Origin of the sequence: Actinoplanes sp. CA-015351 (genome assembly GCF_050955685.1) — a bacterium.
In the GTDB taxonomy this organism is placed as follows: domain Bacteria; phylum Actinomycetota; class Actinomycetes; order Mycobacteriales; family Micromonosporaceae; genus Actinoplanes.
The window spans coordinates 3,750,647-3,769,723 of sequence record NZ_CP192102.1 but is presented as its reverse complement, the minus strand read 5'-3'; the positions used below and the strand labels follow the sequence as shown (position 1 = coordinate 3,769,723).

The 19,077-nt window shown below is 68.7% G+C and carries 19 protein-coding genes and 2 pseudogenes; 9 read left to right on the top strand and 12 right to left on the bottom strand.

Annotated features, from left to right (window positions below; translation table 11 throughout):
- The first annotated feature begins 7 nt into the window (after window positions 1-7).
- The 3 genes from ACQP2E_RS17030 (at window position 8) to ACQP2E_RS17020 (ending at window position 4,638) form a co-directional block, all read left to right on the top strand.
- Entirely contained in the window at window positions 8-2,731 is a 2,724-nt protein-coding gene (locus tag ACQP2E_RS17030) for an AAA family ATPase (protein ID WP_433832784.1), read from the top strand.
- A 42-nt stretch (window positions 2,732-2,773) separates the two neighbouring features.
- Window positions 2,774-3,592 carry an alpha/beta fold hydrolase gene (locus ACQP2E_RS17025; protein WP_433832782.1) on the top strand — a complete coding sequence of 273 codons (819 nt, stop codon included), beginning with the start codon at window positions 2,774-2,776 and terminating at the stop codon, window positions 3,590-3,592.
- Between the two features lie 77 nt (window positions 3,593-3,669).
- Window positions 3,670-4,638 carry a hypothetical protein gene (locus ACQP2E_RS17020; protein WP_433832780.1) on the top strand — a complete coding sequence of 323 codons (969 nt, stop codon included), beginning with the start codon at window positions 3,670-3,672 and terminating at the stop codon, window positions 4,636-4,638.
- 266 nt (window positions 4,639-4,904) lie between these two features.
- Here ACQP2E_RS17020 and ACQP2E_RS17015 read toward each other — a convergent pair whose 3' ends face one another.
- On the bottom strand, window positions 4,905-5,771 hold the full coding sequence (locus tag ACQP2E_RS17015; RefSeq protein ID WP_433832778.1) for an alpha/beta fold hydrolase: 867 nt from the start codon (window positions 5,769-5,771) through the stop codon (window positions 4,905-4,907).
- 56 nt (window positions 5,772-5,827) lie between these two features.
- Here ACQP2E_RS17015 and ACQP2E_RS17010 point away from each other — a divergent pair, with 56 nt between their 5' ends.
- Entirely contained in the window at window positions 5,828-6,064 is a 237-nt protein-coding gene (locus tag ACQP2E_RS17010) for a hypothetical protein (RefSeq protein ID WP_433832776.1), read from the top strand.
- 158 nt (window positions 6,065-6,222) lie between these two features.
- Here the strand turns inward: ACQP2E_RS17010 and ACQP2E_RS17005 are convergent, their stop codons facing one another.
- Window positions 6,223-6,462 (bottom strand): hypothetical protein, encoded by a 240-nt coding sequence (locus ACQP2E_RS17005; RefSeq protein ID WP_433832774.1) that lies wholly within the window; start codon window positions 6,460-6,462, stop codon window positions 6,223-6,225.
- Between the two features lie 108 nt (window positions 6,463-6,570).
- Between ACQP2E_RS17005 and ACQP2E_RS17000 the strand changes: the two are divergent.
- Window positions 6,571-7,107: pseudogene (locus tag ACQP2E_RS17000) on the top strand (hypothetical protein); the annotation flags it as partial.
- Between the two features lie 6 nt (window positions 7,108-7,113).
- Window positions 7,114-7,587 carry a TetR family transcriptional regulator C-terminal domain-containing protein gene (locus ACQP2E_RS16995; protein WP_433833942.1) on the top strand — a complete coding sequence of 158 codons (474 nt, stop codon included), beginning with the start codon at window positions 7,114-7,116 and terminating at the stop codon, window positions 7,585-7,587.
- 337 nt (window positions 7,588-7,924) lie between these two features.
- On the opposite strand, the gene ACQP2E_RS16990 is transcribed toward ACQP2E_RS16995, so the two are convergent.
- The 3 genes from ACQP2E_RS16990 to ACQP2E_RS16980 all read right to left on the bottom strand — a co-directional run bounded on the left by ACQP2E_RS16990 (window position 7,925) and on the right by ACQP2E_RS16980 (window position 10,694).
- Window positions 7,925-8,053, bottom strand: coding sequence for a hypothetical protein (locus ACQP2E_RS16990; protein ID WP_433832772.1), 129 nt, complete (start codon window positions 8,051-8,053; stop codon window positions 7,925-7,927).
- Between the two features lie 895 nt (window positions 8,054-8,948).
- On the bottom strand, window positions 8,949-9,794 hold the full coding sequence (locus ACQP2E_RS16985) for a MerR family transcriptional regulator (RefSeq protein ID WP_433832770.1): 846 nt from the start codon (window positions 9,792-9,794) through the stop codon (window positions 8,949-8,951).
- Between the two features lie 36 nt (window positions 9,795-9,830).
- Entirely contained in the window at window positions 9,831-10,694 is an 864-nt protein-coding gene (locus ACQP2E_RS16980; RefSeq protein ID WP_433832768.1) for an alpha/beta fold hydrolase, read from the bottom strand.
- Window positions 10,695-10,772: 78 nt separating this feature from the next.
- On the opposite strand from ACQP2E_RS16980, the gene ACQP2E_RS16975 reads away from it, so the two are divergent.
- The 3 genes from ACQP2E_RS16975 (at window position 10,773) to ACQP2E_RS16965 (ending at window position 14,409) form a co-directional block, all read left to right on the top strand.
- On the top strand, window positions 10,773-12,221 hold the full coding sequence (locus tag ACQP2E_RS16975) for a cryptochrome/photolyase family protein (RefSeq protein WP_433832766.1): 1,449 nt from the start codon (window positions 10,773-10,775) through the stop codon (window positions 12,219-12,221).
- Window positions 12,222-12,356: 135 nt separating this feature from the next.
- Complete coding sequence (locus tag ACQP2E_RS16970) at window positions 12,357-14,066, top strand: hypothetical protein (protein ID WP_433832764.1); 1,710 nt, start codon at window positions 12,357-12,359, stop codon at window positions 14,064-14,066.
- 1 nt (window position 14,067) lies between these two features.
- Window positions 14,068-14,409 (top strand): hypothetical protein, encoded by a 342-nt coding sequence (locus ACQP2E_RS16965; protein WP_433832762.1) that lies wholly within the window; start codon window positions 14,068-14,070, stop codon window positions 14,407-14,409.
- Here ACQP2E_RS16965 and ACQP2E_RS16960 read toward each other — a convergent pair.
- The 7 genes and pseudogenes from ACQP2E_RS16960 to ACQP2E_RS16930 form a co-directional block, all read right to left on the bottom strand.
- Window positions 14,406-15,269, bottom strand: a complete 864-nt coding sequence (locus ACQP2E_RS16960; RefSeq protein ID WP_433832760.1) for a hypothetical protein — start codon at window positions 15,267-15,269, stop codon at window positions 14,406-14,408. The genes ACQP2E_RS16965 and ACQP2E_RS16960 overlap by 4 nt on opposite strands.
- A gap of 60 nt (window positions 15,270-15,329) precedes the next feature.
- Complete coding sequence (locus ACQP2E_RS16955) at window positions 15,330-15,785, bottom strand: hypothetical protein (RefSeq protein WP_433832758.1); 456 nt, start codon at window positions 15,783-15,785, stop codon at window positions 15,330-15,332.
- 4 nt (window positions 15,786-15,789) lie between these two features.
- Entirely contained in the window at window positions 15,790-16,215 is a 426-nt protein-coding gene (locus tag ACQP2E_RS16950) for a hypothetical protein (protein ID WP_433832756.1), read from the bottom strand.
- A 4-nt stretch (window positions 16,216-16,219) separates the two neighbouring features.
- Window positions 16,220-16,663, bottom strand: coding sequence for a hypothetical protein (locus tag ACQP2E_RS16945; protein WP_433832754.1), 444 nt, complete (start codon window positions 16,661-16,663; stop codon window positions 16,220-16,222).
- Between the two features lie 15 nt (window positions 16,664-16,678).
- The gene (locus ACQP2E_RS16940; protein WP_433832752.1) at window positions 16,679-17,380 is read right to left on the bottom strand and encodes an SIMPL domain-containing protein; all 702 of its coding nucleotides are present in this window, start codon (window positions 17,378-17,380) and stop codon (window positions 16,679-16,681) included.
- 331 nt (window positions 17,381-17,711) lie between these two features.
- On the bottom strand, window positions 17,712-18,497 hold the full coding sequence (locus ACQP2E_RS16935; protein WP_433832750.1) for an inositol monophosphatase family protein: 786 nt from the start codon (window positions 18,495-18,497) through the stop codon (window positions 17,712-17,714).
- 68 nt (window positions 18,498-18,565) lie between these two features.
- Window positions 18,566-19,036: pseudogene (locus tag ACQP2E_RS16930) on the bottom strand (bile acid:sodium symporter family protein); the annotation flags it as partial.
- Window positions 19,037-19,077: the final 41 nt, after the last annotated feature.

Sequence of the window (19,077 nt, the reverse complement as noted above, 5' to 3'; positions counted from 1 at the left end):
ATCGGCCGTGCCCCCTCAGAACGCCACTGGTCTGCTCGGCCGTGACCAGGAGCTCCGCGAGCTCGAGATCCTCATCGGCAACGCCCGCAACGGCCGGGGTGGCGCCACGTTACTGCTCGGCGATCCGGGCATCGGCAAGACCATGCTGCTGGACACCGCCACGGCCGGGCTGATCGGTGTCCGGCTGATCCGCGTCGACGGTTACGAGGCCGAGGCGACGATGCCGTTCGCGGCGGCCCAGCGCCTGATCCGCCCGCTGCGCGACCACCTGGCGGCGCTGCCCGAACGCCACCGGCAGGCCCTGCTCGTCGCCGCCGGCGAGACCGACGGCCCGCCACCGGACCGGTTTCTCGTCGGCCTCGGCGTGCTCGGCCTGCTCGGCGCGGCCGGTGACACCATCCCGGTGGTGTGTGCCGTCGACGACGCCCACCATCTCGACGCCGAGTCGCTGGACGTGTTCGCGTTCGTGGCCCGCCGCCTCGAAGCCGAGTCGGCGACCCTGCTGCTCGCCGGCCGCGACTCCACCGCTCTGACGAACCAGACCGCCGGCATCCCGGTCCGGCGCCTGACCGGCCTGCCGCAGGACGCCGCGGTACGCCTTCTCATGCGCAGCCTGCCCGAACAGATCGACCCGGCCGTGGCCGTGCAGGTCTTCGCCGCCACCGGAGGCAACCCCCTGGCCCTGGTCGACCTGGCCGGCGAGCTCAGTGTCCGGCAGCTCACCGAGTCCAGTTTCGGCGACGAACCGCTGCCGGTCGGCCGCCGCCTGGAACAGCACTACCTGCGCCAGGTCCGCAAACTCGGCGCACCGGCCCAGCTGTGGCTGCTGATCGCCGCGGCCGCCAGCGGCGATCTCGACCTGATCACCGCGGTCGCCCGTGACCTGGACCTGCCCGCCGACGTCGCGGACGCGGCCGAGACCGCCGGGCTGGTCGAGCTGGGCCGTTCGGTGCTGTTCCGGCATCCGCTGGTCCGCAGTGCCGCGTACAACGCCGCTTTCGGCAAGGACCGCCGCCGCGTCCACCGTGCCCTGTCCGTGCACGCCGACGAGCTGAACCTGGTCGAGCACGCCGCGTGGCATGCTGCGAAGGCGACTCTCGGCACCGACGAGCAGGTCGCGCAGCGCCTCGAACGGGTTGCCGACCTCGCCGCGGAGCGCGGTGGATTCGCCTCGCGGGCACGCGTACTCATGGAGGCCGCGACATTGACGCCGGCCGGCGGCGTGCGATATGCGCGGCTTGTCCGCGCGGCCGAGGCCGCGCTCGCGGCCGGTACGAGTCAGCTCGCCAAAGACCTGATCGACGAGATCGACGAAGCACTGCTCGACCCGGTGTCGCGGGGCCGGCTCACCGTGATCGGCGCGGACTACGCGATGTTCGTGGCCGCGCCCACCCTGACCCGGGCCAGCGCGGACATGCTGGAAGCGGCCCGGCACTTCCACGGCCACGACACCGACCTGGAACAGGGCACCCTGATCAAGGCGTGGGAGTGGGCGCTCAGCCCGGAACGGCTGACCACCGGCATCGAGTGGGACGAGCTGGGCCGCCGGTTCGCCGAGGGCGCCGCGCTGAAAGAGGGCGATCCCGCCGTCATCCTGCGTGCCATCAGCGCGCTGATCCTCAAACCGTACCCCGAAGCGGTCCCGGCGATCCGGGCCGCCCTCGACCTGTACGAGCGGATGGACTCCGCGTCGATGCTCACCTATGGGCACGGCGTGGCGGCGCTTTCCACCGCGGTGTGGGACGCCGAAGCCCGGCACCGGCTGCTGGAGAAGTTCGCGGCGGCCGCCCGGGACACCGGCTCGCTGCAGAAACTGGACAGCGCGCTCTGGGTGCTGTCGCTCACCGAAGCGGTCAGCGGCGCCCCGCGCCGGGCCGTGCAATACATGGAACAGGTCCGTGAGCTGCGCCGCGCCATCGGGTACGACGCCGAGCACGTGGTGAACGTGTCGGTGCTGGCCTGGTCGGAGGCGGCCCGGCCGCAGGCCATCGCAATGGCGGAGGCGACATATGCGATGGGTTTCGGCGGCGTGCACTCGTCGGCGATGGGTGCGCTCGCCATCGTCGACATCGCCGACGGGCGGTACCTGGATGCCTACCAGAAGTTGAAGCCGTTCGTGGACGACCACTTCTTCCATGTCTCGCCGACCCTGTGGCCGGACTTCGCCGAGGCAGCCGCGCACAGCGGGTTCGCCGACGAGGCTTCCGCGACCGCCGGACGGCTCACCGCCCTCGCCGACGCCTCGGGGTCACGGTGGGCTCGTGGCGTCGCCAGCCGCGTCCGGGCCATCATCACCGGCAACGAGCAGGACTTCCTCGACGCGATCACCGGCCTGGACGGCACCTACGCCACTGTCGACGAAGGCCGGGCCCTTCTCGCGTACGGCGAATGGCTGCGACGCGCCAAGCGTCGCCGCGACGCAAGGCCGTATCTCCGCAAGGCCGCGGATCTTTTCGAGCGTGCCGGGGCGGATCCGTTCACCGTGCGCGCCACCCGCGAGCTGGAGGCAGCCGGCGAGACCCGGCAGGAATCGGTGCCCGGCCGGCCCGCCCAGCTCACGCCGCAGGAACTCACCGTCGCTGAGCTGGCCGCCGCGGGCCGCACCAACGCCGAGATCGGCGCGACCATCTTCCTCAGCGTCAACACCGTCGACTACCACCTGCGCAAGATCTTCCAGAAGCTCGGCATCTCGTCACGTAGGCAGCTCTCGGATCGCCTCGACCACGTGTGACACGTGGTCCGATGTGCGGCAGGCGACGGCAGGCTGAGCGTCATGCCTTTGGTGACAGCCGACGACGGCGCACAGATCTTCTACCGCGACTGGGGTGATCACGACGGGACACCCGTCATCCTCAGCCACGGCTGGCCGCTGAACTCCGACGCGTGGGAGGCCGCCGCGCTCTTCCTCGCCGAGCGCGGCCATCGGGTCGTCGCGCACGACCGCCGCGGCCACGGCCGGTCCACTCAGAGCTGGCACGGCAACGAGATGGACACCTACGCCGACGACCTCTCCTGCCTGGTCGAACGCCTGGACCTGGCCGGCATCACCCTGGTCGGCCACTCCGCCGGCGGCGGCGAGATCGTCCGTTACATCGGCCGCTACGGAACCGCGCGCGTCGCGAAGGTGGTACTGGTCAGCGCGGTGCCGCCACTGATGCTGCGCACGGCGGACAACCCTTCCGGCCTGCCCATCTCGGTTTTTGACAGCATCCGCGCCGGCGAGAAGGCGAACCGCTCTCAGCTCTACCGCGACCTCGCCGACGGCCCGTTCTTCGGCCGGGGTGATGTAGATCAGGGGTTTCGCGACGCGTTCTGGGCGCAGAGCATGGCCTGCGGCCACCGGGCCGCGTTCGAGTGCGTAGCGGCGTTCTCAGCGACCGATTTCCGCCCTGATCTCGCCGCGATCGACGTCCCAACCCTGGTGATCCACGGCGACGACGACCAGATCGTCCCGCTCGCGGTGGGCGGCGCGCGGTCGGCGGCACTGATCGCCGGGGCCTCGCTGAAGGTTTATGCGGGCAGCGGCCACGCACTGCCGGACACGGACCGCGACCGGTTGCATGGTGATTTGCTGGCCTTCATCGCGTCTTGACTGCGCCCTTGGTCGCCGCAGGCGCCTCGCCTGCGGCACCTGCTCGGGTACGCGCACCTAAGCCTTAATCACCCTGAGTGATCACCCGTGCAGGGCATGGGCAGGACCGGCCGCCTGGCTCAAACTCCAAAGCAGTTGCTGGATGCCGACAAGGTTGGCGGTGGGGAGCGTTGAGCAGCGGAAACAACGACGCGCGAGATGACTCAGCACCGGATAGGCCCGGCCTGCGCGCGGCGCTGACGGTTGGTGGTGCCACCGTGACCGCGAGCGCGATCGGTGTCGTCGCTGATCTGCAGAACTTCGTCGCCTTCGAGCCGGACCAGCTTGCCCTGGCGTGCGGCCTGGTGGCGTTGATCGTTGTCGCGGTGGCGGCGGCACGCCTGACCACCGTGTCCGAAAGTGTCGTCGCCATCCGAGTCAGCGTCGCGATCGCGCTGGCTCTGGGCTTGGTGGCGTCGGGTGTGCTCTTCGGCGTCGGGGCCCGTGGCGATTTCGCGAGCAAACAGAACGGGTGGAACGGTTCCCTCTCACCATCGCATTCGCCACAGCCGAACTCGCCGAAGCAAGACTCGCCACAGCCGGACTCGTCCCCGCCGGCGTCGTCCCCGCCGGCGTCGTCACCGGCCTCTTCGCCGGCCTCTTCGCCGGCTGGCACGCCGACGAAGAACTCTCCCGAGGCCGGCCTGCGGAGACCCGTCAAGGACGTGGTCCTGACCAACGGAACGCAACTCGATCTCGACTCGGCCGCGCCTGACTTCGACGCGAACAATTGCTTGACCGAGTGCGACATCCACTTCCGAGGTTCGCTCAACGGGATCGAGGAAAGCCAAGGTCAGCTTGCCGAGCGGACGGCCACCCGCGAGTCCTGCCTCGAAACCACGGAGACCGGCGCCCGCATCCATCCCACCACGATCGCAAACGGCCAGGAATTTTGCGCTATCACCAACCAGCGCCGCCGTGCCGGGCTCGTCGTCAAGGAATTCACGAAACCCAACACCAGAGACGTCACCAAGATCGTTCTCACGATCACGGTGTGGGAACTCTAGACCGCTGCCCGGGCGCGGCGGGCCTCCTGTCGACGGATCATGCGTCGCGCCCGCCCGGCCGATCGATTTCGGCCAGCACCCGCAGGTGGTCGGTCACGCGTACGAAATCGATGGTTTCTGAGTCCCGGCCAGCTCAGTCTCCTCGGTGAGCCTTGGGTCGTCGTGTCCGGGTTGGTAGGCCAGCTCCGGCCAGGCGGCATCGGTTCCCTCCTCCGTTCCCGGTCATGCCGCGTCCCTCCGTTCCCGGTCATGCCGCGTCGTTTCCATCAGCCGCGCGAGGCCGCGTTCCGGATGGCGCTTGTCACGAGATCGGGGTGGGTCATGACGATGTTGTGGCCGCCGGGCAGGTCGACAAGGCCACGTCCCGGACCGGCGGCCACCACCGCGGCCACCTCGGCGCGGCGCGGCGCATAGAAGCCCTGCCCCGGCAGCACGATCGTTATCGGACAAGTGATGCGCTCGTAGACGTCGACACTCGGGAAGATCGGCGCGTCCGGCGCCGCGGTCGTCGTCACCATGACCTCCTCAAGGATCGGCCGCCGGACGTCGTCGAGGAAGTGGCGCGCTGACACCGCCCGAACAAGTTCCGGGTCAGCGCCGGCATTGAGCCAGTCAGTCGCGATCCCGGCCACCTGCTTCTCCATCCAGGCAACCCGCTGCTCATCGTCGAATCGCCGCCCGTATCCGAACGCCCGCCGCAACTGCCCCGCCATCTCCGGCGTCCGAATCTCGGCGAGAGCAGCCGCCCCACCTGCCCGATCATCAAGAACAAGACCGTCGACGACACAGATACCGGACGCCTCGACAAGCCCCGCCGCGACCACAGCCGTCACGGCATAACCCCCGGTCGAGTGCCCCACGAGCAGCGGCCGCTCCCACCCCAGCCCGGCGACAACCACGGCCAGATCACGCCAATACTGCTCGGCGTTCACCGATGCGGCACTGCTGTGCCCGTGCCCGCGCAGATCGACCGCAACCACCCGATGATCCGCGACAAGCTCGGCAGCGACCGCGTCCCAAGCCGCCGCGTTGTGCCCCGTCCCGTGAACAAGCAGCACCGGCCGCCCAGCCCCACCGTGATCCAAAGCGGCCAACGAGCCGCCGTCCACATCGAAGAAAATCTCCTTACTCATGGCACCCCCCATCACGCAGCGTGCCAACAGACCACCCTCCGTGCAAGGATCGCCGGGTGCCCGACTCCCCCGCGGACTCCCCGGCCGATGCTCTTGACGACTCTTTCGGCGACTCTTTTGACGACTCATTCGATGACTCATTCGATGACTTTCTTGGCGCCTCTCTTGCCGGCATCCGCGGCCAGATCGACGCGCTCGACGCCGAGGTGGTGCGCCACCTCGCTGCCCGCGAGCGCTTGGTGCGGCGAGCCGCGGCCTTCAAGACCATGACGTACGCGCACCTGCCCGCGTAGGTCAGGTAATCGCCCGAGTCCGCGCCCTGTCTACGGAGGCCGGAGCAACCCCCGACGTGGCTGAGCAGGTATACCGCGCGATGATCAGCGCCTTCATCACCCTGGAACCGGCAGAACACCGCGCGGCCAACCACCGGCACGGCTGATCCGGCTACAACTCACTGCTGCCCAGCGGCCGTCAGCTTCTTGTGCCGGATGTCAAGGACAGCGATGATCGCGAACGCGACGCCCGCCGCCGCGACCGCCGCAACGTACCGCCAGGGCGCGTCAAGGTAGTTGGCCGCAGTCAGCCAGCTCGGATCCCGGCCCAGCAGCGAAAACACGATCGCCACAGGGCCTTCCCAGACCCCGGCGACAAGCACGAGCAGCATCGCCAGTCGATACCACGCTTCGTTCACGGCCCACCCCATTACGATACGTCTGTATCAACAAGACCATCACCCAACGCGCGCCACAAGCGTTAATCCGCAGATACGTCACGGAATCATCGCGGCTAGACTGAGGAAGTGCGTGACGAAATAACCTGCCCGGTGTGCCGTGGCCCAGTGCGGCCCCCAGCGCCGGCCCGGGTCACGACACTCCCGAGCCCTCCCGCGCTGGGCCGCCGCCCGGTCTACTGCTCACGCGCCTGCCAGGCCCGCGCCTACCGATCCCGAAAGAATCCGCCGCTGCCCGCAGTCCCCACCGAGCCAGACCCAGGCCCAGACCCAGGCCAAGCGCAGGGACAAGGCCAAGCGCACGGGCCGAGCCAAGCCCACGGGCCGGGCCAAGCGCAGGGGCCAAGCCAAGCGCAGGGGCCGAGCCAAGCGCACGGGCCGAGCCAAGCGCACGGGCCGAACCAAGCACACCGGCCGAGCCAAGCACACGGGCCGGGCCAAGCGCAGGGGCTGAGGCCAGGGCAGAAGCGGGGGTCGAATCAGGAGCCGGGGCGGAAGCCGGAACCGCGTCCGTCCGGCCGGCGGCGGCAGATCGCGGAAGCGGTCTGGCGCATCGCCGCCCAACGAGGCCTGGAGAGCGCCACCATCCGCGAGATCGCCACCGAGGCGGGCGTGTCACCACGAGTGGTGCAATATCACTTCACCGACAAGCAGCATCTGCTGGTCAGCGCGCTCACCATGCTCCACCGCGACAACGAGCAACGCGCCCGGCAACGAATCACGTCCCTCCCGGACGCCCATGACCCGAGGGTGCTGCTGCGCGCCACCCTCGAGGAACTACTTCCGCTCGACGAACACCGCCGCAACGGCCTCGCGGTAATGGCGGCCTACTACGCACGCAGCCTCACCGACCCCGCCCTGGCCGCTGTCTTCCTGCACGAGGGCAGCCCCTTGGAGGACCTGATAGCAAGCCTGATCCTGGCAGCCGGCCCGCGCCCGTCGGTGGACCCGGCCCGAGAGGCAGACCTCCTGGTCAGCGGCATCACCGGCCTCGGCATAGACCTCCTCCACAATCGGCGAACCCACGCTGACGTGCGACGCACCCTCGATTACCACCTGAACCGCATATTGCCGGACCAGCCCTGACAACCTGCCGTACCCAACCAAGATTGCGTTATCAACGTACTTTATCGTGAACGCCTAATCCGATCAGCAACCCGATCCCCAACAATTTCTCAATATGAAGATCGGGCGATTGCCGTCGTCGAGTCCGGCTGGGGGGAGGACAATGAAGGTATGGCGCAGCAGCTCTCCCTATTCCCGACGAGGCATCTCCGGGATCCAACGCTGCGCCGCAATTATTCGGCAGCGGCCGAGCAGTTCCGGCGCGAACACAAGCGGCATCGTTCCTGGGGCTTGACGCAACGGCATGCCCGGCGCCTAAGCCAGCTGCAAGACCAAAACGACCGCTGTTCCGCGGCACCTATGGAACCTCCCGCAACCGCCGCCAGCCCAAGCCCATCGCCATCGCCATCGCCATCGCCATCGCCATCGCCATCGCCATCGCCATCGCCATCGCCATCGCCATCGCCATCGCCATCGCCAGTCTCAACGTCTCAGAGCGACGGCTTGGCAACCACGGCACAGACGCCGGCTCGCGGACCGACACCGCCAGTGCCCGTCTCTTCAGCTCCCCTTCCCGCGACGGGCAAAGATCAAGGCCAGCGCGGACCGGACCAGACCGGCCGAGGTCAAGGATCCGAGGTGAAGGCCGCCGCGCAAAAACCCGCAGCACAATCATCCCCACCAGCGCTGACACCCGCACCCGGGCCCGCGCCGGCAGCCGCATCCCCACCCGGACCCGCACTAGCGGCCGCACCGGCACCTCCCGCAGAACAAGCCGAGCACCCTGAGCACTCCGAGCACCCCGAGCACGCTGAGCACCCTGAGCACCCCGAGCACACGAAGCACACGAAGCACGCGCCGACACAAGCGACACCTAAACAAACGACCCTCAAACGAACGAACCTCAAACCAGCAGCGTCCGGGCCAGGCGGAACTGCCGGGGTGGCCCGGCCCCTCCGCCAAGGCCGGCCCACCACCTCAGCTGGTCAGCCGAAGAATTGCCAGCGAAAACATCGCTTCCGTGAACGCGGACCACCCCAAAAGGGACCAAAACTCACCGTATTCAACAAATGAATGGGGTTACTAAATGGCGAATTCGGTCACTTTCCCCTCCGCCGCATCGCGGCAAAACTCGACATCGCGGCAAACTCGACATCGCGGCGACGCTCGACTCTCACAACCGCCCGATCTCAGAAAACCAAGCTAATGAAAACCGATCCCAGCAAAACAAATCCAGCAAACGAACCCAGCAAACAAAACCCAGCAAACAAAACCCAGGAAAACGAGCCCAGGAAAACGAGCCCAGAAGCCCAAGGCCAAACACCCGAACTCACGAAACCAGCACCCCGGTAAACAACACCCCGCACCCCGGAAAGCCGCCCTCAGAGCACCCGCACCGGCACCTGCATCTCGGTCACCCACTTGTCGAACTCGCCCGGCGGGCAGTCCAGGTAGACCTCGCGGGCGAACCCCGGCTCTGCCGCTCGGTGCCCGTGGTCGCTGATCCACGCGGCGATCGTCTGGCCGGTGCGGAACGCCTCCGACATCGGGCCGTGGTGCAACGCCGTCGCCGCATGCTCCACCGATGGCAGCGTTACCACCTCCATCCCCGTGTCGGCACCCACCTCGGCCTCGCCGATCGGGAATGCCGCGTGCACCGCGATCGTCTCGTCGTCCGGGCCGGACGGCGCCGGTTCGTACCAGGCGATCGGCGCGCCGGTCATCGTGACGCCGTGCTCCTCCATCAGCTGCATCAGCCGTGGATAGAGCGGGCTCAGGTTCTCGGTGATCGACGACGGGTGGTCGTAACCCGCGGCCATGCCGGACAGCTGCACCACCCGCGTCGCCGGGATGGACTTGAGGATGACGTCTCCGGTATCCATGTGCCCCTCACTCTCGATCATGTGGAGACGCGCGTCGACCTGGGCCAGGCGAGCCGTGTCCTGCCGCATCCGGGTGGCCAGCTCGACCCGGCGCAGACGCAGCATGCCGCGCAGCTGGGCGGTGTCGAGCTTCTCGTCGATCAGGGTCTGCACCTCCTGGAGGCTGAACCCCAGATCTTTGAGCGCGAGCACCCGGTTGAGCAGGCGCAGCTGTCCGGCCGTGTAGAACCGGTAGCCGCTGTGCGGTTCGACGTACGCAGGACGCAGCAGGCCGATGGCGTCGTAGTGGCGCAGCATGCGCACTGACACCCGGCCCAAGCCGGCGAATTCTCCGATGCTGAACATGGTCCGCTCATCATCGGCTCTGACACCGTGTGAGGGTCAACGGGCTTCGAGGACCTCCCTCAGCTTGGCCGCGAACTCCTTCGGCTTCCCGGCATAACCGAACTCGCCACCGAGGAACCCGCCGTGATGGCTGGGGAAGACCGTCGGCTCCTGGCCGAGCAGCGCCGCCGTGCCCTGAGCGGTCCGAGCCGTATAGGTCCCCGCCGACTCCTCACCGACCGCGATGACGATCCGGGTGGGCGCGGCGGCCAGCGCGACAGCGTCGGGCACGTAGTCGGTGATGGCCCAGGAATTCTTCGACAGCAGCGGGTCGTCGCGCGAGCCGTCGTCGGTGGACGGCATGCCGAACGCCGCCGGGTCGGGCAGCGGCTGGGCGAAGAACTCCTCGGTGAACTCGCCCTGCCAGGAGGTCATCACAATGAACGCGGCCATCCCCGCGCCGGAGCCGCCGTGCTGATAGGCCTCGTGGAAGCGGGCCCGGGCACGCTCGGCCGCCGACGCGTCGGGGAGCACCGCGTTGATCGGCGGCTCGTGCGCGACAAGCGTGGCGACGTCACCCGGATAGGTGGCGACGAGCGCGAGGGCGGTGACCGCGCCGCCGCTGCTGGCGAAGACGTCGACCGGGCCACCGCCCAGTTCCTCGATGAGCCGGTGCAGGTCGAGGGCTTGATCCTGTGGGGTGTGATCGGCCCGGCCGTCCTTGCGGACGCTGCGGCCCAGGCCGCGCGGGTCGTAGGTGACGACAGTGCGGTCGGTGAAGTGCTCGGCGAGGGCGACGAAGCCCTCCGCCGACATCGGTTGCCCGATCATGAGCAATACGGGCTGATCACCGGGCCCGCGCACGTCATAAACGAGATCCACGTCCGGTGTGGCCAGGGTTTTTGTCTGCGGCTGCGTCATGAACCGACCCTACGACCGGGGTGTGACGTTTTTGCGGACGCACATCGGATCGGGTGCCGCTGGGGCAGCATGACGGACATGAGACGCCGGTGGCTGTTCGCCGACCAGCTGGGCCCGCACTTTCTCGACGAGCCCGGGCAGTCCGTGCTGCTCATCGAGTCGAAGGCGGTGTTCCGGCGGCGCGCCTTCCACCGGCAGAAGGCCCATCTGGTCCTGTCCGCTTTGCGGCATCGTGCTCAGGACGACAACGTCCGGCTGATCAGCGCCGACACCTACGCCGAGGCCGTCACCGACCAGGTGACCGTCTGCCATCCCACCTCGCGCGCCGCCCGCGACCTGGTGAAACGCATGAAGACCGTGGAGATGCTGCCGCCACGCGGTTTCGTCACCGACCCGCAGGACTTCATCGCCTGGGCACGCGGGCGCGACCACCTGCGCCTCGAGGACTTCTATCGGTACGCCCGCCGCCACCACGACGTGCTGATGGACGGCGACGAGCCGGCCGGCAACCGGTGGAACTTCGACGCCGACAACCGCGAACCGCCACCGGCGAGCCTGGCCATCCCCGCCCCACCGCCGATCGTCGAGGACGACATCGACGAGCAGGTCCGCGCCGACCTGGACAGATGGGAACGCGAGGACGGCATCACCTTCGTCGGCAACGACGGCCCGCGGCTGTTCCCGGCCACCCGCACGGAGGCCCTTGCCCGGCTGCGGCATTTCGTCACCCACCGGCTGCCGACGTTCGGCCCCTACGAGGACGCGATGCTCGCCGGCGACCCGCTGATGGCGCACAGCATGCTCAGCCCAGCGATCAATCTCGGACTGCTCGACCCGGTCGAGGTCGTCGAACGCGCCGAGCGCGCGTACCGCGAGGGCAAGGCTCCGCTGGCGAGTGTCGAGGGTTTCGTCCGGCAGATCCTCGGCTGGCGCGACTTCGTCTGGCACCTCTACTGGTACTTCGAGCCGGACTACCGCGCCACGAACGAACTGCAGGCGCGGCACGAACTGCCGAAGTGGTTCACCAGCCTGGACGCCGACGCGGTCGAGGCACGCTGCCTCTCCGGCGTCCTCGCCGGGGTCCGCGACCGCGGCTGGGTGCACCACATCCCCCGACTCATGGTTCTCGGCAACTATGCGATGCAGCGCGGCTGGCGGCCCGGCGCGGTCGCCGACTGGTTCCACCGCTCGTTCGTCGACGGCTACGAATGGGTGATGACCGCCAATGTGATCGGAATGAGTCAGTTCGCCGACGGCGGCCGGATGAGCAGCAAGCCCTACGCGTCCGGTGGCGCCTACATCAACCGGATGAGCGACTACTGCGGCGGCTGCCGTTACGACCCGAAAGTCCGCGTCGGCGACCACGCCTGCCCGTACACGGCCGGATACTGGAGTTTCCTTTCCCGCAACGAGCAGCGCCTGGAAGGCAACCACCGCATGCGCCAGCCATTGCAGGGCCTGCGCCGTCTCAGCGACCTGGACGCCCTGCTCGACCAGGAGAAATCGCGCGGCTCGCACGCTCCGTGACCCTCAACCCGCGCGACGCGGCGCGGCCGCCACCCCACAAAGGACCGATGGGGTACGCGTAAAGCACAAGCCGGTGGTCGAAATCGGCCTTACGGACCATGCCCCGATAGCGATCACCGCCAATATGGTCGTCGGGTGGCCCAACCAGAACCGCCGCTCGGCACTCCCTCCTACACCCCCGCCGACCAGTTCAGTGACACCACGCGTGGCCTGTGCAGCGCGGCCTACGTGGACATCGAGTACGCCAACGCCGTGATCGGTGAGGTGCTCGAGTCGGAACGCAAGGCGGTGCCGCCGTCGTTCGGCTTCGACCTCGACCCGGTGCTGCGGCACTGCCTGCGCGCCCGGCGCCTGCTGATCATCCGGTACGCGATGGTCACCGCGATCCTGATCATCGGTACCTGCCTGAGCGGCTGGTGGACGCTGTCCTGGCTGGGCCTGTGCTCGGTGATCATGATGGCCCGGGCCGGGCGTGGCGGCCGGATGCGCGTGCTGCGCTTCGGGCTGTTCACCACGCTGATCATCGGGTTCGTCTGCTTGATGCTGCTGTTCCTGCTGGTGGTCGTGCTCGGGCTGATGATGGATGCGGTGCCGGACTGGCTGGCCGAGCGCCTGCTCCAGTTCGCCGACACACCGACCGCGTCGAACATGATCGAAAGCGGCCTCTCTGGCGTCGGTGGGCTCGCCCTGGTGGCACCGATCCTGCTGACGGTGGCGATGGCCGGCTCGCTCTTCATCTCCCGCTGGTTCGCGTACAACATCATGTTCAGTGAGCTGGCGCCCGGCGTGCAGGCGACCCTGCCGCGGACCGGCATCGAACGGGTGGAGCGGCGGCTCGCGACGGTGGCACGGATGCAGCGCGGCAACATCGCGGTGCACGACCACAACCCGTTCGCCGGGGCCGGCGGGCTCAAACACGGCTGGTCGTTCGCGATCCGGCTGCGCCCGCGCGACGGCGACCGGGTCGAGCTGGATCCACACGAGCTGAACCGGCGGGTCAACGCCGCGGTCCTCGGCATGCGCGACACCCGGCTGCGTGACGGCGAGCGGATCCCGAACGTCTACACGGTCCCCTACGTCGCGGCCGACGGTTCCCGGCGCAGCGACGACCCGATGATCGATCGGCAGACCCGCACCCCGTTCACCAAGGCCTCCGACGAGACGATCGCCGCGATCGAGGCGTGCCCGCAGGGCGGCCTGCGGCATTACCTGCGCGTCGTGGTCCCGGCCAACGGCAAGAAGATCACCACCCCCGCCGGTCACCCTGTCCTGCCGGCGCAGGACAGCGGCGTCTCGGTCACCGCATTCGTTCATCTCGCGGTCGAGGGCGGCCTTCTGTACGCCGAATTCGTGGCCCACGTCCTTCCCCCGCTGCGCAACGAGTACCGCATCGCCGACAACCTGCGTGCCGACCGGGTGCTGTCCCGATCCTGGTCGGACACGCTGCGCCTGTACGTCTTCGACAACCTGCACGGACCGTGGCTGCTGCTGCGGGTCGGCTGGGACGCGCTGTGGCTGTCGCACCGGATGGCGAAGTCGTCGCGCAACGCCGACGAGTACCGTTTCTACGACTACGGCTCCCAGTTCAGCGTGCGTGACCTGGCCGGCCGCGAGACCGGCAAGTTCATGCAGAAACTGGACTCGTCGAAATACATCAAGCTGCTCGACAAGACGGTCACCGAGGCGGTCATCGGTTACCTGCGCGAGCAGGGCGTCGACACCGGCGAGTTCGAGACCAACGTGGCCAACTACACGTTCGGCGACCTGGTGTTCCACGGCGGCGTGCAGACCTTCGGCGGCAAGAACACCGTGAACCAGCAGAATCGGCCCAAGGACGGTGCCTGACATGCCCGAGTCCCACTTCAACTTCGGTGACGTCAACTTCCAGGGCGGCGTGCAGAACTTCGGCGGCGAGAACACCGTCCACCAGACCAACTACTACGACCTGAGCCCGCGCGAGCAGGTCGAGACCCACCTGGCCACGCTGCGCCAGGCCCACCCGGACCCGGCCCTGGCACAGAGCGAGATTCCGGTCATCGAGGAGGGCCTGACCCGGCCGACACCGGAGAACCGCCGCCGCCTCGAGGGTGCTCTGCATCGGCTCGCGGAGAGCACGGGCAATGCGCGTACCGCGGCCGAGGCGATCGCCGCGATCAGCGCAATCGTCGCAGCGAGCTGGCCTTTCTAGATGTTCTTGTTGGTTCGCGTAGCGAACCCGAGCGGGGTGGCGACCGGATTCCAGGCGGCGACGAACTGCTTCTTCGCCGTCTGAGCCAGGTCCGACGACGCCTGACCCCGCTGCCAGGCGGCGCTGCGCGAGGACGAATCGGTGCAGTCACCCGCGACGGCCGGCTCGGCCCAGGCGACGAAATGCTGGTCGGCGTCGAGGGAATGGCCGAGCGCGGTGGTGAGCGTCGACCGCAGCGTCTCCCCGCCGGCCAGCCCGGACAGATCGGCGGCCTCGACCTCGCTGATCTGCTGGCGGCGCTCGTCGCCGACCTCTCGCATGTCGGCGAGCGCGCTGTTGAGCCGGGCGCAGCCACCGACGGCCTGGATCGCCTTGTTCAGCTTGCTGCGGCTGGCGACGCTGCGGTCCAGGATGGCGTCGATGACCGCGGCCTGTTCCTGCGGATTCGCGGTCGGCTGAGGCGCCGGTGACGCCGTCAGAGATGTGGTCGGCGGCGAGGTCGTCGGCGTCGTCGTCGGCTCGGTTGCCGGCACCGGATCGGTGGTCGTGGTCGCGGGAACCGGGCCAGCCTGCGGCGAGGCCACCGGATCGGGGTCGCGGCCGGCGATCACGACGCCGATGACGACCACGAGAAGCAGCAGCACCACACCCGCCGCGATCAGCGGCAGCGGCGACAGCCGGCGGCGGGGCAGGGCGTAGGCAGAAGCCGGCTCGTCCGGCGCCAGCGACACGGTCGGCTCGGCCGGCGCCAGCGGCGTGGCCGGCTCGTCGTAGACAGGCCGGCCGCCCAGTGTCGCGTTGCAGCGGGCGCAGAAGGTAGCGGACGGGTCGTTGTCAAGGCCACACGACGAGCACACCATGCGGTCAAGGCTATCTATGGATCAGTCCATCAGGGACCCACCGTATATCCGTTGCCACACTCAGTACGGTTGATCGACCATCAGCCGATGGAGACGATCGATGCGATCAGTGGCTACTACGACCGGGGCGGCGAACTCATGCCGCTGCACGTCGAGCACGCCGGGGCGATCGACGGCGTGGACGCGGTCCTCGGCGACGCCCGCCGCCTCGGCGAGCCGGACGCCTCCTATCAGGCGACGCTGCTGCTCGGGCCGCTCTACCACCTGCCCGATCGCGGCGACCGGGTGACCGCGCTGCGCGAGGCGGCCCGGGTAACCGCTCGCGTACTTCCACCACCCCGACGAGATCGCGGGCGAGTTCGCCGACGCCGGGCTGAGGAGCGCGGCGACGTACGCGCTGGAGGGCGGCGCCTGGTTGTTCGCGGATCGGGACGGGTGGCTCGAGGGCGACGACCGTACCCAAGCCCTGCTCGAAGCGCTCCGGAGCGTCGAAGAGGAACCGACGATGTTCGGCATCAGCTCACATCTGCTGACCGTCGCGGTGCTCGGCGGCGAGCAAGGCGTGCACCGGCGCCACCGGGACGAGGTTCTCCGCGATCGCGGCCAGGTCCGCGTCGACGGTGGCCAGGGCATCCGCTTGCAGCCGGGTCACCGCGAGGTACTCGGCGTCGCGCAGGGTGTCCCAATTCTGCTCGCGGGCGATCCGCCAGGCCGTGGTGCGCGACACCCGGTCGCCCAGGAGCCGCATCTTGAGCTCGGTGATCCGCTCATGAGTGTCCAGAGCTGACCGATCGGTACGCTCGCCGCGGCGCACGTCGCGCAGCAGCAGCTGCAACGCCTCCGAGCGGATGCTGTTCGGCGCGACCAGCTGGTGACCGGGATCGACGGTCAGCGCGTTGTCGACGAGATGCAGCAGGGTGGGTGCGTCGATGACGAAGCGGGCCATGCCATCAGCCTGCCAGGAACTCCTGGATGTGCGCCGCCGGCGTCAGCAGGGTGACCGACGACGCGTCGGAGAAGATGAGACGCAGACGCCCGGGCTTCTCCTCGGTGGCCGCGTCGAGGTCCGTGCGGGGGCACTCCCAGCGCGGGCGCAGCGATGCCGAGCGCCGGGACAGAACCATGAGGCGGCTGCCGGTCAGGGCCAGGACCCGGGGCTCGGTGACGAGGCGGATGTGCGCGTCGAGACCGACGGCGAGGCTGTGCGCGGCGCCTTGGACGTCCTCGCGGAAACCGGGGCCGCGCCCGCGCCGCCGGAACCGCAGCGGTGACAGCTCGGACCAGGTGAGCCTCATCGGCGTACGGTCCTCGGCGCGGCTCACCCAGATGGCGGCGCGGAGGTCCTCGCCGGGTCGCAGATGCTCGCGCACCATGGTCACGATCTCGTCCGTCACCCGGCGAGGATACGGCTAGGCGGTACCGAGGGCCCACTCCACCGTGACCGTCACGGTCAGCCCCTGCCGGCCCGGTTCGATCGCCAGCGCCGAGTCGTACGCCGCCAGGTTCTTGTGCCCGCCGCTGGCCCAGAGGCTCGGGGCGTCCTCGCTCACCTTGACGACCCGGCCGAGGGGCCGGCCCGCCTCCTTGGCGTACAGCTCGGCTTTCGCGCGGGCGTTCGCGAACGCCTTCTTGCGGGCCTCGGTGAGCAGCGCCTCGTCGTCCTCGATCGCGAACGAGACACCGTTGAGGCGGGCCGCGTCACCGCCCGCCTTGATGGCGTCGGACATCAGTGCCCCGGCTTTCGCCATGTTCCGGATCTTCGCGGTGAGGCCCTGGTTCACGCTGTAGCCGATGATCTTCTCGTGCTCGTCACGGCGCGAGCCGATGCTGACGTCGGCCGTCTGCAGGTCGGCCTTGGTGATCCCGGCACGGACGAGAGTGTCGCGCATCCGGGTGGCCGCAGCGCTGGCCCGGTCGAGCGCGTCCTTGACCGTGGTGGCGGTGGTCTCCACGGCGAAGTTCGCGGTGAGCAGGTCCGGCACCCCGGACACCTCACCGGCGCCGGTGACCAGGACGCTCTCCCGATCCTCGGTGGTGGCGGCGTAGGCGGCGCCACCGCCTGCCGGGATGAGCGCGAGGAGTGCGGCCAGGACGACAAGTGTTCTCTTCATCATCACATTTTGTCGCATTTATACTCACCCCGCGCACGCCTGGCGCGAGTTCGACCTCCCGTGCGGCATCGGCGAGATCGGCTCCACCGTGCAGGACGGCACCGGCGCGGATCGCGCCTGGGACCCCAAGGGCGAGAAATTCACTTCTTGGGTACGCGTGATCACCGCGGCCGCCGCCCATCCGGAAACGATCGACGCGTGCACGCCGGGATGCCGCCGCCATGTTCGTGAAGTGGTGGTGCGCCCGCGACGCCAAGGACCTTGAGCTGGGCCTGGAGCAGGTGCCCGCAGCGGTCGATCAGTACCGGCCGCTGGTCAGGGGCGAATCCGCTCAGGTAGCCGCTCGCACCTTTTCCGACAGCTCCGCCCAGAGCGCCGGGCCGGCACCGATCGTGAGCTCGGTCGTGAAGTCCGCTTCGCGGCCGCCGAGGACCACGCCGGCTTCCCGGGCGATCAGCGCTCCGGCAGCGATGTCCCACAGGTTCGTGTCCAGAGCGACGCCACCGTCGAGCCGGCCACATGCCTGATAAACCAGATTCAGCGCCGCCGGAAGACGGCGGATGTCACCGGCGAGCGGCAGCACGTGCCGGATGAGACGACCAGCCCGATCCTTCGTCCGAGGATTGGGCTGGAAGCTGACACCGATCAGCGCCTCGGCCAGCGACCCACCACCCGGCGCCGGGATCACCTCGATCGTCTCGCCGTTGAGCAGCGCTCCCCCGCCGTGAACAGCGCTGAAGGTCTCACCGGCGACCGGCTCGTGCACCACCGCCATCCGAGCCTCGTCACCCTGATAGAGCGCGACGCACACCGACCACGGACCGGTACGGCTGATGTAGTTCCGCGTCCCGTCCAGCGGATCGACGACCCATTTCCAGCCGCTGACCCCGTCCCGCCCGTGCCCCTCCTCCGCCTGCACCGCGTCATCCGGCCACACCGCGCGGATCGCATCGACGATGAGCTTCTCACTGTCGATATCAACATCGGACACGACATCGTTGGCATGCGCCTTGGGCGCGCCAACCCGCAGCGTGTCACGCCGCTCCAGCTGCAACCGCCCGGCCCGAACCGCCACATCGGCGGCAAGCTCACGCGCCGCGAGAAGATCTCTGTCCATCGCACGAACGCTATCGGAAGACCTTCATGGGTACGCGCCAAGGCGCTCGACCGCCGGCTCCGCCCCTCCTAGCCGGCGGCGGCCACGGATTCCTTGCTCCTCGTGACCAGGTACCCGAAGGCGGCGGCCGTGAAGAACATGACGATGCCGTACACCGCCGCCGGGATCGCCATCTCGGTGTTGTTCAGCAGGGTGGGGCTGACCGCGATAGTGATCGCCAGGGTGCTGTTGTGGATGCCGATCTCCATGCCGACCGCGATCGACTCGCGCCTGCCGACACCGGCCAGCCTCGGTGCGCCGTACCCCAGTGCCAGGCTCATGATGTTGAAGAGCAGGACCGCCAGGCCGACAGCGACGAAGTAGTCGGCGACGTTCTCACGTTCTTTGAGGACCGTACCCACGATGACCGCGACCAGAACGATGACCGAGAGAATCTTGACCGGCCGCGCCAGGCGGTCGGCGACCGCCGGGAAGCGTGACCGCAACGCCATACCGATGGCAACCGGCACGAGCACGATCGCGAACACCTGCAGCACCTGCCGGAGCAAACAGAAGCGAGAAATCCTCATTTCAGTCAGCT